The organism is Sphingobium sp. SA2, from assembly GCF_032227065.1.
In the GTDB taxonomy this organism is placed as follows: Bacteria; Pseudomonadota; Alphaproteobacteria; order Sphingomonadales; family Sphingomonadaceae; genus Sphingobium.
Map to the genome: position 1 here is coordinate 2356873 of NZ_JAPMXX010000006.1, position 15010 is coordinate 2371882.

Annotated in this window: 12 protein-coding genes; 6 read left to right on the plus strand and 6 right to left on the minus strand. The window is 62.7% G+C overall.

Annotated elements, in window-relative coordinates:
- Positions 1-107 precede the first annotated feature (107 nt).
- A complete protein-coding gene (gene mutL, locus OVY48_RS19115) occupies positions 108-1892 on the plus strand; it encodes a DNA mismatch repair endonuclease MutL (RefSeq protein WP_313924029.1) in 1785 nt (594 codons plus the stop codon).
- 21 nt (positions 1893-1913) lie between these two features.
- Here mutL and OVY48_RS19120 read toward each other — a convergent pair whose 3' ends face one another.
- From OVY48_RS19120 to ychF, 5 genes are all read right to left on the minus strand, one after another.
- On the minus strand, positions 1914-2378 hold the full coding sequence (locus tag OVY48_RS19120) for a MaoC family dehydratase (protein WP_096060467.1): 465 nt from the start codon (positions 2376-2378) through the stop codon (positions 1914-1916).
- A gap of 61 nt (positions 2379-2439) precedes the next feature.
- A complete protein-coding gene (locus tag OVY48_RS19125) occupies positions 2440-3993 on the minus strand; it encodes an alkaline phosphatase D family protein (RefSeq protein WP_313924030.1) in 1554 nt (517 codons plus the stop codon).
- A 21-nt stretch (positions 3994-4014) separates the two neighbouring features.
- The gene (locus tag OVY48_RS19130; protein ID WP_313924031.1) at positions 4015-5289 is read right to left on the minus strand and encodes an ectonucleotide pyrophosphatase/phosphodiesterase; all 1275 of its coding nucleotides are present in this window, start codon (positions 5287-5289) and stop codon (positions 4015-4017) included.
- A 68-nt stretch (positions 5290-5357) separates the two neighbouring features.
- A complete protein-coding gene (locus OVY48_RS19135; protein WP_313924032.1) occupies positions 5358-5891 on the minus strand; it encodes a DNA-deoxyinosine glycosylase in 534 nt (177 codons plus the stop codon).
- Positions 5892-5894: 3 nt separating this feature from the next.
- The gene (gene ychF / locus OVY48_RS19140) at positions 5895-6995 is read right to left on the minus strand and encodes a redox-regulated ATPase YchF (protein ID WP_313924033.1); all 1101 of its coding nucleotides are present in this window, start codon (positions 6993-6995) and stop codon (positions 5895-5897) included.
- Between the two features lie 141 nt (positions 6996-7136).
- Here ychF and OVY48_RS19145 point away from each other — a divergent pair, with 141 nt between their 5' ends.
- Positions 7137-7577 carry a DUF983 domain-containing protein gene (locus OVY48_RS19145; RefSeq protein WP_069066813.1) on the plus strand — a complete coding sequence of 147 codons (441 nt, stop codon included), beginning with the start codon at positions 7137-7139 and terminating at the stop codon, positions 7575-7577.
- 9 nt (positions 7578-7586) lie between these two features.
- Here OVY48_RS19145 and OVY48_RS19150 read toward each other — a convergent pair whose 3' ends face one another.
- A complete protein-coding gene (locus OVY48_RS19150; RefSeq protein WP_313924034.1) occupies positions 7587-9002 on the minus strand; it encodes a short-chain fatty acyl-CoA regulator family protein in 1416 nt (471 codons plus the stop codon).
- Between the two features lie 228 nt (positions 9003-9230).
- Between OVY48_RS19150 and OVY48_RS19155 the strand changes: the two genes are divergently transcribed.
- From OVY48_RS19155 to bioB, 4 genes are all read left to right on the plus strand, one after another.
- Positions 9231-10763 (plus strand): acyl-CoA carboxylase subunit beta, encoded by a 1533-nt coding sequence (locus tag OVY48_RS19155; RefSeq protein WP_313924036.1) that lies wholly within the window; start codon positions 9231-9233, stop codon positions 10761-10763.
- 114 nt (positions 10764-10877) lie between these two features.
- A complete protein-coding gene (mce, locus tag OVY48_RS19160; RefSeq protein ID WP_313924848.1) occupies positions 10878-11315 on the plus strand; it encodes a methylmalonyl-CoA epimerase in 438 nt (145 codons plus the stop codon).
- Positions 11316-11502: 187 nt separating this feature from the next.
- Positions 11503-13650 (plus strand): methylmalonyl-CoA mutase, encoded by a 2148-nt coding sequence (gene scpA / locus OVY48_RS19165; RefSeq protein WP_313924038.1) that lies wholly within the window; start codon positions 11503-11505, stop codon positions 13648-13650.
- 124 nt (positions 13651-13774) lie between these two features.
- The gene (bioB, locus tag OVY48_RS19170) at positions 13775-14782 is read left to right on the plus strand and encodes a biotin synthase BioB (RefSeq protein WP_313924039.1); all 1008 of its coding nucleotides are present in this window, start codon (positions 13775-13777) and stop codon (positions 14780-14782) included.
- The last annotated feature ends 228 nt before the right edge of the window (positions 14783-15010 follow it).

Sequence of the window (15010 nt, forward strand, 5' to 3'; positions counted from 1 at the left end):
AAAGCTGTTCCATCTGCCTGTATGTCCGTCGCTTATTGCGCCTTGCAGTGCAAAAAAATCAGGATGGTGGCTCGCGGAAAGCGACCGATTGGGCTAGTCCCTAATCAATGTCAATACGCCGCCTGCCCGAACATCTGGTCAATCGTATCGCTGCCGGTGAAGTGGTCGAAAGACCCGCCAGCGCGCTCAAGGAAATCGTCGAAAACGCTTTGGACGCGGGCGCGACTCGGCTCGCCATCCGCCTGTCGGGCGGGGGGCTGGACCGGATCGAGGTGAGCGATGATGGCTGCGGCATGGATTCGGCGGACATGGTGCTGGCGCTGGAACGCCATGCCACGTCGAAGATGCCGGACGACGATGCCATTGAAAATGTGGCCACTCTCGGTTTCCGGGGGGAGGCGCTGCCGTCGATCGCCAGCGTTGCGCGGCTGACCATCGACAGCCGGGTTGCGGGTGCGGACGGGTGGAGCCGCACCGTCGATAATGGCCAGCTAGTCGCCGAAGGGCCGGCGGCGCTGCCCCCCGGCACACGCGTCACCGTCGAGCAACTCTTCGCCAAAGTGCCCGCCCGGCGCAAATTCCTGCGCTCGGCCAAGGCCGAATATGCCGCCTGTCTCGACATCGTTCGCCGTCTCGCAATGGCACATCCCGCCGTTGCGTTCGCACTCGAACATGATGGCCGCCGGACGCTGGGCGTGCAAGCGGGCGAAGCGCGGGAGGAACGGGTCGCTGCGCTCACCGATCGGGCCTTGGCCGACAATCATGTGATCGTCAGCCTGGAACGCGAAGGCGTGCGCCTGTCCGGCGTTGCCTCCATCCCCACCTACAATCGCGGCGTGGGCGATCATCAATATCTGTTCGTCAATGGACGTCCGGTAAAGGACCGGTTGCTGATCGGCGCGCTGCGCGGGGCCTATGCCGACATGCTGGCGCGGGACCGGCATCCCGTGGTCGCCCTGTTTCTCGACGTGCCGCCGCTCGATGTGGACGTCAATGTCCACCCGGCCAAGACGGAAGTCCGCTTCCGCGATCCTACGATGATCCGAGGCATGATCGTATCAGGCCTGCGCCGTGCGCTCGATGCGGAGGGTTTTCGCGCGGTCCAGAACGCCGATCCCGCCGCGCTGTCCGCCTGGCGCCCGGAGCCTGTCTCGCCAACACCGATCGGCGCGATGCCGATTTTCGACGCCGTATCGGTCAGTTATAATCCGTTGGCTTCAACATCTTTCAGCGACCGGCGGTCGAGTTTCCTGACCCCGCCACCCCAGGCCCGTGCCGAACCGGCTGCGGCTCCGGCGCCTGAAGGGCAGAGCTTCCCGCTCGGCGTCGCGCGCGGGCAGGTGGCGCGCACCTATATCGTGGCAGAGGCGGAGGATGGCCTCGTCATCGTCGATCAACATGCCGCGCATGAACGGCTGACGCTGGAACGGATGCGTCGGGCGATGGAAGGGCAGGGGGTTGCCAGCCAAGCGCTGCTGCTGCCCGAAGTCGTCGAACTGGAAGAGCCAGCCTGCGACCGTCTTGAGGCTCGCGTGGCAGAACTGCGAGACTTCGGGCTGGAACTGGAACGCTTTGGCCCGTCCGCCATGCTGGTCCGCACGGTCCCGGCGATGCTAGGCCAGTCAGATGTGCAGGGTTTGGTCACTGATCTCGCCGACGACCTCGCCGCCTATGACAGCGCCCTGTCGTTGAAAGAACGGCTCGATCTCGTCGCTGCAACCATGGCCTGCCACGGATCAGTCCGCGCAGGCCGCGTGCTGAGCGTCGCGGAAATGAACGCACTGCTCAGGGAGATGGAAGTGACGCCCCGGTCAGGCCAGTGCAACCATGGAAGGCCGACATGGGTAAAGCTGGGCCATGGCGATATCGAGAAGCTGTTTGGGCGGAAATGATCCGAAGAAGTCAGTCCGTAATCACACCGGCCGCGTGCGCCACATCGCGATCGGTATCATGGTTAGAACTGGCTGATCGTCCTGGTTGAGGATCGTCACTTTGTTGCGCACGATCCCCATTTCCGGGCGGCTTTTCGATGCCTTTTTGTCGATCACTTCGCTTGTCCCGCGCAGCGTGTCGCCGGGGCGCAGTGGGCGGAGCCAGCGTAGCTCATCGACGCCGATCGCGCCCAGGCTTGCGGCCTGGCGCCCCGGATTCCTCTGCATTTCGGTCACGAACATTTTCATGAACAGCGCGGTGGTGTGCCACCCGCTGGCCGATAAAGTGCCGAAATGGGTGGTCGCTGCGGCCTCGTCAGACAGGTGGAAGGGCTGGGCGTCGAACTCGGCAGCGAAGGCGATCGTTTCCTCGCGGCTGACCGTCAGCGGCCCGAAGGCGAAGCTGTCGCCGACCTCTATGTCTTCGAAATAGAGAATGTCATCCATCGCCATGCCTATCCTTTTTGCAATGGATACCGTTCTATCACTCCTTACGTTTACGTCAATGTCAGCTGATCTGCAGCGACGGCTGGCCGCGCGGCACAGTCATCGTCGCGCGCGTGCTGATCGTGCCGCCCGGCGTCGATACCTGGTCCATCACGCGCGCCTGCGTCGTCCAGGCGTCGGGCGTGACTTCGCAGACCAGATAGCCGCGCTGGTCGTTGATGAATTTCAGCTCGGTGTTGTTCTTCAGCATGATGTCGCTGCCGGTGCGCAGGTTCGACCCGTCGCCGCCCGACGAGATGGAGGTGGACACGAACTCAACCGCCACGGTCTTGTCGCCATTGTCGAGCAGCCCCGCGAAATTCTGATGCTCGTCGCCGGTCAGCACCACGACATTATCGAGACCACGCATCTTGGCAAGCAATCGGCTGCGCTGCGCCGTATAGGCGGCCCAAGTGTCGATATTGTAGATTTTCTGGGTCTCGTCGGCATAGCGGCGGCGGTCGAGCGACATCATCATGATCTGTTGCGCCACGCAATTCCACTTCGTCTGGCCCCGCGTCATGTTGCGCACCAGCCAGCCTTCCTCCTCGGCGGAAATGACCATCGCCTTGCTGTCGTCGATGCCGGGGCAATAGGGTTTGAACCCATCGTCGCACGGCTGATCGGTGCGGAAGGAGCGGGTGTCGAGAAAGTCGATCGACAGCAGATCGCCGAACCGCGCTTCGCGATAGGCGTTGGTGATGAGGCCGTTGCGCGGCATCATCGCCGCGCGCACAGGCATAAATTCATACCAGGCCTGCAGTCCGGCCTGGCGGCGCAGGCGGAAGATTTCAGCGGGGCTGTTCCCCTTGCCGGCGAAATCCTGGACCCAATTATTGTCGATCTCATGATCGTCGAACGTCGGGAACCATGTGTGCCGGGCGCGTGCCGCTTGCAGGTCGTAATCGCTCAGATATTGGGCGTAGCGGAGCCGATAGTCGACGACGTCGATGCAATCCTGGCCGATATGCTGGCGCACCTGCGCCTCCGGCAGGCCGTCTTTGTCATAGTTCGGTCCGCGCTTCTTATATTCGTAGATGAAGTCGCCATAATGATAGATGAAGGCAAGGTCATCCTCGCGCGCCAGATGGCGAAAGGCGGTGAACAGCCCGTCCTCATAATTTTGGCACCCGGCGACACCGAATTTCAGCGCCTTGGGGCTGGTCGAGGCCAGCGGCAACGTCCGTGCCCGGCCGCGCGGCGACTGGTCGCCTGCCAGCGTGAAGCGATACCAATAGGGCCGGTCAGGCTGCAACCCCGCGACCTCGACATGGACGCTGTGCGCCAATTCAGGCCGCGCGGTCGCTTCGCCTGACGCCACGATCGTCTTGAAGCGATCGTCGCTGGCGACTTCCCACTTCACCGGCAGCGGCACCGTCGGCATACCGCCATGCGGCTCGAACGGCTTGGGTGCCAGCTTGGTCCAGATGACAAAGCCATCCGCCGCCGGATCACCCGACGTCACCCCCAGCGAAAAGGGATAGCCCGCATACCAGCTTTGCGCCTGCAACAAAGCGGGTGCGCCGATGGCGGGTGCAGTGGCGGCGGCGGTCAATATCTGGCGACGGGTCAGCATGGCAAATGTCCTGAAGGAAGGTCAGTGTGCGAGTATGGGGGCGAGCGCGGCCGGATCACCGTCGCCGGGCATCGGCGCAAGGCCGATCAGACGCGCGAGCAGGGGATAGACATCGACATTGGCGAAATCGCGCGCCGGCTGCGTGCCCGCCGCGAAGGCCGGACCATGGGCGATGAACAGCGCGCGCATTTCGGGTGCCTGATCATCCCAGCCATGGCTGCCGCCAGTCACGGCGCGGGTCGGGGTCGTCGCCTGTATCTCCCAACCGGTTTCGCCCAGGCAGAAATAGGGCGGGATGCGCCGATGGGTGCCATAATGGAAACGGGCGGGCATGGCTTCCTTGCGCCAGCATTGCATATGGGCGTGGGGCTTGAGCAAAGCGGCTTCCAGCGCCTTTTCGCGTCCCGGCTGTGCCGCCAGCGTGGCATAAGGACCGGATTCGACAACGCGATAATCGGCCGGATCAGCGATCTTGTCCAATATCACCACCCGGTCGCTGGCGCTGGCGGCCATGCCGTGATCGGACAGGATGACGAGATTGGCGGGCTGCCCCATAGTCTTCAGACCGTCGATCAGGTCACGAATATGGCCGTCCACCTCTGTTGCCGCGCGCGCGGTTTCCGGTGCATCCGGTCCATAAATATGACCGGCCGTATCAACGATGTCGAAATAGAGGGTGACGAAGCGCGGGCGGATGGCGGCCGGGCGGCGAAGGACGTCCAGCACCATGTTGACGCGCTGGGTGCCACTGACCTGTTGATTGAACTGCGCCCAGTCGGTCGGGCGGGTGCCGCCGTCGAGCGTATAGGGCCATTGCTGCATCCGCGTGCCGCCCCAGGCTACGTTCGAGCCGGGCCAGAACATGGTCGCTGTCCGCACTCCGGCCTTCTCCGCCGTCACCCAGATTGGTTCCGCCTCATTCCACCAATAGGGATCGTCGCTGGCCATGGTGAAGCGTTCATCGGGGCGGGTGACATCCTCCATGCTGTTGGCGACGATGCCATTATGATCGGGCCGCTTGCCCGTCACGACGGTCCAGTGATTGGGGAAGGTCTTGGTCGGAAAGGACGGGCGCATGGGTGCTTCGACGCCCCCCGCTGCCAGCCCGGACAGGACAGGCGTCACGCCCCTTTTCAAATAATCGGGGTGAAAGCCGTCGATCGACACCAGGATGGTGACCGGCGCGCGTTCCTCTGTCGGGGCAGCGACGACCGGACGCTGTTCGACCGAAGTGCAGGCGCCTAGCGCCCCGGACAGGGCGAGGCAAAGGGCAACGGCTATCGAACGGGGGATCATGGCGACTCTATGATTAGGGGCTTTTGAAGCATGGCGCTTAGCAGGGATGCCATGACGGTAAAGTGACACTAAGCGGCAGGTGGGGCAATCCACGACCGCAGGGCGGCCCAGCGCTCGGCCTTTTGCGCGCGCGACAGGCTGGCATAGGCGCCGCTGGAGGAGGGGAGGTCGATCAGCGTCAGGCCCGGCCGGTCACCCAACTGCCGCCGCCCCTGCATCGCGGCGGTCTTGCCATTGAAGCCGATCGCTTCGAGCATTGGTAGCCGCGCGACGAACGCCCCCAGATCGCGGACTTCCGCCCCCCGAATGGCCCCGTCAAGGCTCCCCTCACGCTGCGCGCTTTCGATCACATCCCATAGGCCGACGCCCCGTGCCCGCAACCGCTTCAGCCGCATGGCATAGGGTTGGCCGCGCAGATCCTCGCCCAGCACGTCCCCCATCAGCATCCAGAAGGCGTTGCCGCGATGGGCATAATATTCCCCCTGCCGGATCGACGCATCACCGGGCAGGCTGCCCAGGATCAGCAGCCTCGTGTCCGCATCGACGCTGGGCGGGAAGGCGGCCTTGCGCTGCGCAGGCGATGGGCCGGGGCGCAGCGCCAAAGGTCAGACGTTGAACCGGAACAGCATGATGTCGCCGTCCTGCGTGACATATTCCTTGCCTTCCGACCGCCATTTGCCCGCTTCCTTGGCGCCGGTCTCGCCGTTGAACTGGACATAATCGTCAAAGGCCATGGTTTCGGCGCGGATGAAGCCTTTTTCGAAATCGGTATGGATCGCGCCCGCCGCCTGCGGCGCCTTCGATCCGCGTGCCACGGTCCAGGCGCGCGTTTCCTTCGGACCCACGGTGAAGAAAGTGATGAGGCCGAGCAGCTCATATCCGGCCCGGATGATCCGCGCGAGACCGGCTTCGGCCAAGCCCAGCGCTTCGAGATATTCCGCCCGTTCCTCGACCGGCATGGTGACGAGTTCGGCCTCGATCGCGGCAGACACGATCACCGCCTTGGCGTTTTCTGCCGCGGCCTTTTCGAACACACGCGCCGAATGAGCGTTGCCGCTCGACGCGCTGTCTTCCTCGACATTGCAGACATAGAGGACGGGCTTGGCGGTCAGCAATTGCGCCTGCGCAAACAGCCGCGCTTCTTCCTCGTCGCGCGGCGCCGTCAGCCGTGCGGGTTTGCCGTCGCGTAGCAGGTCGAGCGCCTGGGTTAGAACGGCAGCGGCCGCCTTGGCTTCCTTGTCGCCCTGCGCGCCTTTTTTCAACAGGTTGGGAACGCGCTTTTCCAGGCTTTCGAGGTCGGCCAACATCAATTCCGTCTCAACCGTCTCCGCGTCGGCGATCGGATCGACTTTGTTTTCGACATGGGTGATGTCGTCATCTTCGAAACAGCGCAGCACATGGACGATCGCGTCGGTCTCGCGGATATTGGCCAGGAACTGGTTGCCCAGCCCTTCGCCCTTGGACGCGCCACGCACAAGGCCCGCAATGTCCACGAACGCCAATTGCGTCTCAATAATCTTCGCAGACCCGCCGATCTTGGCGATCGTTTCCAGGCGAGGGTCAGGCACAGCCACGCGCCCTTCGTTCGGCTCGATCGTGCAGAAGGGATAATTCGCCGCCTGCGCCGCCTGCGTCTCCGTCAGCGCGTTGAACAGGGTGGACTTGCCCACATTGGGAAGACCGACGATACCACAACGAAAACCCATTTGACTGCCTTTGAAGATCGGAAGGATTGGCGCGCGCGATAGCGCCTTGTGCGCCCCTTGGCCAGTGGCGCGCAAAGGGGTAGGACAAAAGGGCCAATTGCAATGCGCTTCGCACGCGCCACATGGAGCGTCATGACAGACATGCAAAGCCAGGCCCATTGGGTTGACGAGACCGGCCGCCAATGGCCCAAGCGCCCGGCGCATGAGACGGGTGTGCTCGGCCGCTGTCCCCGCTGCGGCGAAGGGCATATCTTCAACGGCTTCCTGACCATGCGCGATCATTGCGAAGTCTGTGGCCTCAATTACAGCTTTGCGGACCCTGCCGATGGCCCGGCCGTGTTCGTGCAATTATTCGCCTGCGTGCCCGGCGTCATCTTCATCATCATGCTCGAAATCATGGCGCGACCGGGCGTGTGGGTGCATCTGGCCGTTGGCGTGCCGGTGCTGATCCTGACCACCATATTGCCCATGCGCCCGATCAAGGGGTGGCTGGTCGCCGCGCAGTTCACGATGAAGGCGCAGGAAGCGGGCACGGCGGGCCTGTGGGCGAAACTGCACGATGGCCAAGGCACGAAGCCCTAACCCTATCGCTTACCCAATCCAGTAAGGAACGATCTGCCGATTATCCGGGTCGACATGGATCGGCCGATCGGCGGGCGGAAAGGCGCGCTGGTCGCAGCTTTGGCGCGAACAGAGGCGACAGGTGATGCCGATCGGCGTCGCTGCGCCTTCGACGTCCAGTTGCAGCCCGTCGGCATAGACGAAGTTCGCCGCATGCGCCGTCTCGCACCCCAGTACCACGGCAAAGCGGCGCGGCGTCCGGCTGTAGCTGCCCGATGGCTTTACCAGCCCCTTGGCCATGGAGACGTAGCGCACGCCGTCGGGCGTTTCGCCCAGTTGCACGTTGATCCGGTCGGGAATCGCGACTGCCTCATGCACGTTCCATAAAGGGCAAGCGCCGCCAAACCGCGCGAACTGCAAGCGGGTGGCGCTGTGCCGCTTGGTGATATTGCCCGCCATGTCGACGCGGCAGAAGAAGAAGGGGATGCCGCGCAGCCCCGGTCGCTGAAGCGTCGAAAGCCGGTGGCAGGCCTGCTCGAAACTCACGCCGAAGGTGCGGGCGAGCCGGTCGATGTCGTGGCGCATCGTGCGGGCGGCTTCGCGGAAGGCGGCATAGGGCATCAGCAGCGCGCCTGCCGCATAATTGCCGAGGCCGATTGCCAAAAGCCGATCCGCGCCGGTGACGGGCAGCCCCGCCTTGCTCACCACATCGGCGATAACGGCCTGCCCCTCCAGCATCATGAGCTGGTGCGCCAGCATGAATTTGCGGCTCTCGGTCGGCAGCGCCGCGTTGACGAACAGCCGCTTGGTGCTGCTGGTATAGGATCGCAGCGCGCTGTCGGGCGTGTCGGCGATCAGCGTTTCGATGCCATGCCGCCGCGCCAGCGCTTCGACCAACATACCTTCGTCCAAGGTCTGCCCCGCGGTGAAGCTGGCGGCCATATCTTCGGCCAGGCAATCGATACTGTGGACATAATTGCCCGCCTCATGAAACCAGTCGCGCGCCGCCTCCCACGGCAGCCGCGCCTGCACCGTGCTGTCATTGGCGATCGCTTCCTCGATCATGTTGATCCGCTCGTTCGCCCGCAGATGCGCATTATAGAGGTCGAGATAGCGCGCCGCGAATTCTGGGAATTGCAGATGCAATTTCTCGATCCGCTCCGGCTCCAGCGCGACACCAGGTAATTCGGGATGGCTGAGCGCGAAAGTGAAGGCGCCCAGCATCTGCTCATCCTCGCGTGCGTCGAAGCTGGCCCAGTCGGTCGGAAAGGCATTGGCGAGTGCGGCCTTGACCTTGGCGGTCAGGGGGCGGTCATCATTCTCCATCTGGGAGAGGTAGGACACGGATATACTCAACGCCTGCGCCATCGTCGCCTGGTCCATGCGATGGTCGAGGCGCAACTGGCGTAGCCTTGGTCCTGCAAAGATACGATTGCCGCGTGCCATGTCTGCGTTCCCTCCTCAGTAGCTCCCAACCGCCGTTCGTTTCGAGCGAAGTCGAGAAACCTGTACGCCCGTTTCTCGACTTCGCTCGAAACGAACGGATGGTGGGGTGTTCGACACTAATTTGCGAAGTCGTGATTTGCAAATTAGCAAATTTACATTTGCGAAAAGTCGCAAAGCTTGGGACAGAGCGCTATAAGACGTCCGCGCAATGACCGGAGAGATATGCCTATGTCGAAGCTCGCCATTATCGAACAGCTTGAAGCCAAGCGCGAAGGTGCGCGCATGGGCGGCGGTCAGCGCCGCATTGATGCCCAGCATGGTAAGGGCAAGCTGACCGCACGCGAGCGGATCGAGGTGTTGCTGGACGAGGACAGCTTTGAAGAGCTGGACATGTATGTCGAGCATAATTGCGTCGATTTCGGCATGGATGAAGCGCATATCCCCGGCGATGGCGTGGTCACCGGATCGGGCACGATCAACGGGCGGCTGGTGTTCCTGTTCAGCCAGGACTTCACCGTCTATGGCGGCGCGGTGTCCGAACGACACGCGATGAAAATCTGCAAGATCATGGACATGGCGCTGAAGGTCGGCGCGCCGGTGATCGGGCTGAACGATAGCGGCGGTGCGCGGATTCAGGAGGGCGTGGCTTCGCTCGCCGGTTATGCCGAGATTTTTCAGCGCAATGTACTGGCCAGCGGCGTGGTGCCGCAGATCAGCGTCATCATGGGGCCGTGCGCGGGCGGCGCGGTTTATTCGCCGGCCATGACCGACTTCATCTTCATGGTGAAGGATAGCAGTTTCATGTTCGTGACTGGCCCGGACGTGGTAAAGACGGTGACGAACGAGGTAGTGACGCAGGAGGAACTGGGCGGCGCGGTGACGCACACGACCAAGTCGGGCGTGGCGGACGTGGCGTTCGAGAATGATATCGAGGCACTGTTGGCGGTGCGCGATTTCGTCGACTTCCTGCCCGCGTCGAACAAGGAGCCGGTGCCGGAGCGGCCGAGCGCGGACCCGTGGGACCGGATCGAGCCGAGCCTCGACACGCTGATCCCCGCCAACGCGAACCAGCCCTATGACATGCACGAACTGATCAAGAAGATCGTGGACGAGGGCGATTTCTTTGAAGTGCAGCCAGCGCATGCAGGCAATATCATCTGCGGCTTCGGCCGGGTCGAGGGGCGGACGATCGGTATCGTCGCGAACCAGCCCTTCGTGCTGGCGGGCGTACTGGACATCAACTCATCCAAGAAGGCGGGGCGCTTCGTCCGTTTCTGCGATGCGTTCGAAATTCCGATCGTGACGTTGGTGGACGTGCCGGGCTTCCTGCCGGGAACCGCGCAAGAGCACAACGGCATCATCAAACATGGCGCGAAACTGCTGTTCGCCTATGCCGAAGCGACCGTGCCCAAGATCACCATCATCACCCGCAAGGCCTATGGCGGCGCCTATGACGTGATGGCGTCCAAGCATCTGCGTGGCGATTTGAACTATGCCTGGCCGACCGCCGAAATCGCGGTGATGGGCGCGAAGGGCGCGGTCGAAATTATCTTCCGCGGCAAGACGGCGGACGAGATTGCCGAACGCACGGCAGAATATGAAGCGCGCTTCGCTAACCCGTTTGTGGCCGCGTCAAAGGGCTTCATCGACGAGGTGATCCAGCCGCATTCGACGCGCAAGCGGATCGCGCTGGGCCTGCGGAAACTGCGCAACAAGGCGCTGGAGAATCCGTGGAAGAAGCACGACAATATTCCGCTTTAACTAAGGCCCGTCATCCCCGCGAAGGTGGGGAGCCATCTCCGGGCCTCGCGCCTTGGGATGGGGTGGGAGATGGGTTCCCGCCTGCGCGGGAATGACGAAGTTTAGGAACGCATGATGAAACTCGGCCGTCTCAACCATATCGGCGTCGCTACGCCCAGCTTGGAAAAGAGCATCGCTTATTATCGCGATGTGATGGGGGCGACGACAATCCACGACCCGTTCGACCTTCCCGCGCAGGGGGTGAAGGTGTGCTTTGTCGATACGCCGGGTGAAGGTGGCACGGCGGGGACGCAGATCGAGTTGATCGAGCCGTTCGACGAAAGCTCGCCGATCACTGCCTTCATCGCCAAGAACCCGGCCGGGGGGCAGCATCATATGTGTTATGAAGTGCCCGACATTCTCGAAGCCAAGGCTTGGTTCGAGGCAAAGGGCGCGCGGGTGCTGGGTGAGCCGCGGATCGGGGCGCATGGGACGCCGATCTTCTTTGTGCATCCCAAGGATATGAACGGGGTGCTGACCGAGATTATGGAGACGCCGAAGGGCGGGCACTAGGCATGAAAACCTCCCCTCGGCGGGGGGAAGCAGCGAGACTTGGGGCTGCGCAGCAGACCCTTAGTCGCAGCGGAGAGGGGTACGAAACCCGATGGGCCGAACACCCTCTCCAACTTCGGCTAGTCAGACAAGCTGACAAGCCTTCGTATCCTCCCCCTCAAGGGGGAGGGAGCAGGATCGAATGACAATGACCGACAAGCCGACACTGGACGACTGGGCCGCCGCTGCCGCCAAGGAAGTGAAGGGCAAGGATTTGACCTGGGCGACCCCGGAAGGGATCGCGGTCAAGCCGCTCTACACCGCCGACGACGTGACTGTCGATCCGGGCTTGCCAGGCTTTGCGCCCTTCACGCGCGGCGTCCGGGCATCCATGTATGCCGGGCGGCCCTGGACCATTCGCCAATATGCGGGCTTTTCAACGGCTGAGGAATCCAACGCCTTTTACCGCCGTAACCTCGCCGCCGGGCAGAAGGGGCTAAGCGTCGCGTTCGATCTTGCCACACATCGCGGTTATGACAGCGACCATCCGCGCGTAACCGGCGATGTCGGCAAGGCGGGCGTGGCGATCGACACTATCGACGACATGAAGATCCTGTTCGACGGGATTCCGCTCGACCAGATGTCGGTTTCCATGACGATGAACGGCGCGGTGATCCCGATCCTCGCCTTCTTCATCGTCGCGGGCGAAGAACAGGGCGTCGACCGCAAATTGCTCGACGGGACCATCCAGAACGACATCCTCAAGGAGTTCATGGTCCGCAATACCTATATCTACCCGCCCGAACCCTCGATGCGGATCATCAGCGACATTTTCGGCTATACGTCGCGTGAGATGCCCAAGTTCAACAGCATCTCCATTTCCGGCTATCATATGCAGGAAGCGGGCGCGACGCAGGTGCAGGAATTGGCCTTCACCATCGCCGACGGCATGGAATATGTGAAATATGGCGTCGCGTCGGGCCTCGACATCGACAAGTTCGCCGGACGCCTGAGCTTTTTCTTCGCGATCGGCATGAACTTCTTCATGGAGATCGCCAAGCTGCGCGCAGCACGGGTGCTGTGGCACCGGGCGATGACGGAACTGGGTGCCAAGGATGAGCGGTCCAAGATGCTGCGCACTCATTGCCAGACCAGCGGCGTGTCGCTGACCGAGCAAGACCCGTACAATAACGTCATGCGCACCACGATCGAAGCAATGGCCGCGATGCTGGGCGGCACGCAATCGCTGCATACCAATGCGCTCGATGAAGCCATCGCGCTCCCCACCGATTTCTCTGCTCGGATCGCGCGCAATACGCAGATCGTGATCCAGGAAGAGACGGGGATGACCAAGGTGGTCGATCCGCTGGGTGGTAGCTACTATGTTGAAGCGCTGACGCAGCAATTGGTCGATGAAGCCTGGGCGATCATCGAAAAGGTGCAGGCCGATGGCGGCATGGCCAAGGCCGTGGCGGCAGGTTGGCCCAAGGCGATGATCGAAACCGCGGCCGCCGCCCGTCAGGCGCGGGTAGATCGCGGCGATGACGTGATCGTTGGTGTCAACAAATATCGTCTGGCGACCGAGGACTTCCTCGAAACGCTCGACATCGACAATGCCAAGGTCCGCGAAGGCCAGATCGTCCGCATCAACCGGGTGAAAGCGGAGCGTGACAGCGCCGCATGTGAAGCCGCTTTGCAGGCGCTGCGCGACGGTGCGGCGAAGCCCTCCAGTCTCGACAATAATCTTCTCGCCCTTGCCGTCGAGGCGGCCCGCGCCCGCGCGACGCTGGGCGAAATTTCCTCCGCCATGGAGGAAAGTTTCGATCGCTACGGCACGCAGCCGACACCGGTAAAGGGCGTCTACAGCGCGCCTTATGCGGGTGACAGCCGCTGGCAACAGGTTCTTGACGGCGTGCAGGCCGTCGAGCGGCGCCTCGGTCGCAAACCCAAACTCCTCGTCGCCAAGATGGGGCAGGATGGGCATGACCGGGGCGCCAACGTGATCGCGTCGGCATTCGGCGACATGGGCTTCGACGTGGTGTCGGGACCGCTGTTCCAGACGCCGGAGGAAACCGTGGTGCTGGCGCTGGAAAGCGACGTCGATGTCGTGGGCGCGTCGTCTCTGGCGGCGGGCCACAAGACGCTGATCCCCGACCTCATCGCCAAGCTGCGTGAAGCGGGCCGCAACGACATCAAGGTGATCGCAGGCGGCGTCATCCCGCCCCAGGATTATGACTTCCTCCGTGACGCGGGCGTCCAGGGCATTTATGGACCGGGTTCCAATGTCGTGGAATGCGCCGCCGACGTGCTGCGCCTCCTCGGCCACAACATGCCCCCGGTGGAGGATGCTGCATAATGATGACTTTAAATCCGTTCGTCCTGAGCCTGTCGAAGGACCAGCCTGAGCTTGTCGAAGGCTACATGCTTCGCTCCGCTCAGCGGACGGCTTCGACTTCGCTCAGCCTGAACGGAGTTGGGCAATGAACGCCGTGACAATCGCCCGCACCGACTGGACCCGCGCCGAAATCGCCGCGCTGTTCGACCTGCCGTTCGCCGACCTGATGTTCGAGGCGCAGACCATCCACCGCGCCAATTTCCCGCGCAACGAAGTGCAACTCTCCACCCTGCTGTCGATCAAGACCGGCGGCTGCCCGGAGGATTGCGGCTATTGCAACCAGTCGGCATCGGCGGAAAGCGGTCTCAAGGCCGAAAAGCTTATGAGCGTGCAGGCCGTGATGCAGGCGGCGGCGCAGGCGAAGGATGCGGGCAGTTCGCGCTTTTGCATGGGCGCGGCGTGGCGCAATCCCAAGGAGCGGGACATGCCCGCCATTGTCCAGATGGTGCAGGGCGTGCGCCAGATGGGCATGGAAACCTGCATGACGCTGGGGATGCTGAGCGAAGGTCAGGCCAAGATGTTGGCCGATGCGGGCCTCGATTATTACAACCATAATATCGACACCTCGCCCGAACATTATGAGAAGGTGATTACCACCCGGACCTTTGATGACCGGCTGGAAACGCTGGAGAATGTCCGCAATTCGGGGATCAATGTGTGTTCCGGCGGGATCGTCGGCATGGGCGAGACGCGCGAGGATCGGGTGGGTTTCCTGCACGCGCTGGCCGTGCTGCCAAGCCATCCGCAGAGCGTGCCGATCAACGCGCTGGTGCCGGTCAAGGGCACCGTGCTGGGCAATATGCTGGCCGACACCCCGCTCGCGAAGATCGACGAGATCGAGTTTGTGCGGACGGTGGCGGTGGCGCGGATCGTGATGCCTGAGAGCATGGTGCGGCTGAGCGCCGGGCGCGAAAGCATGTCGGATGCGTGTCAGGCTTTGTGCTTCATGGCGGGTGCGAACAGCATCTTCACTGGCGACAAGCTGCTGACGACGGCCAATGCGGGCGACAATGCGGACGCAGCGCTGTTTGCGAAGCTGGGCGTGGTGCCGATGCAGGCTGAGGTGAAGATCGCGATGGAGGCGGCGGCGTGAATTTCACTCCCACCTCCGTCACCCCGGACTTGATCCGGGGTCCCGCTCCTTCGCTGCGGTTGCGCGAGAAGAAAGCGGGATGCCGGATCAAGTCCGGCATGACGATCGTGTGGTTTGTTTCGGAGCCGACTAAATGAGTTTTGGTCGCTACGTCATCGTGAAAATGTTCGTCAGTTTTGGCGTATTTCTCATCATGTGCCCTCTCTTCTTTTTGGCAGTAGGGATCGT

Coding starts and splice junctions, on each gene's coding strand:
- mce (WP_313924848.1), top strand. CDS start 10,878: ATGAAACTCGGCCGTCTCAACCATATCGGCGTCGCTACGCCCAGCTTG.
- OVY48_RS19150 (WP_313924034.1), bottom strand. CDS start 9,002: ATGGCACGCGGCAATCGTATCTTTGCAGGACCAAGGCTACGCCAGTTG.
- OVY48_RS19155 (WP_313924036.1), top strand. CDS start 9,231: ATGTCGAAGCTCGCCATTATCGAACAGCTTGAAGCCAAGCGCGAAGGT.
- OVY48_RS19125 (WP_313924030.1), bottom strand. CDS start 3,993: ATGCTGACCCGTCGCCAGATATTGACCGCCGCCGCCACTGCACCCGCC.
- OVY48_RS19120 (WP_096060467.1), bottom strand. CDS start 2,378: ATGGATGACATTCTCTATTTCGAAGACATAGAGGTCGGCGACAGCTTC.
- ychF (WP_313924033.1), bottom strand. CDS start 6,995: ATGGGTTTTCGTTGTGGTATCGTCGGTCTTCCCAATGTGGGCAAGTCC.
- OVY48_RS19130 (WP_313924031.1), bottom strand. CDS start 5,289: ATGATCCCCCGTTCGATAGCCGTTGCCCTTTGCCTCGCCCTGTCCGGG.
- scpA (WP_313924038.1), top strand. CDS start 11,503: ATGACCGACAAGCCGACACTGGACGACTGGGCCGCCGCTGCCGCCAAG.
- bioB (WP_313924039.1), top strand. CDS start 13,775: ATGAACGCCGTGACAATCGCCCGCACCGACTGGACCCGCGCCGAAATC.
- OVY48_RS19145 (WP_069066813.1), top strand. CDS start 7,137: ATGCAAAGCCAGGCCCATTGGGTTGACGAGACCGGCCGCCAATGGCCC.
- mutL (WP_313924029.1), top strand. CDS start 108: ATGTCAATACGCCGCCTGCCCGAACATCTGGTCAATCGTATCGCTGCC.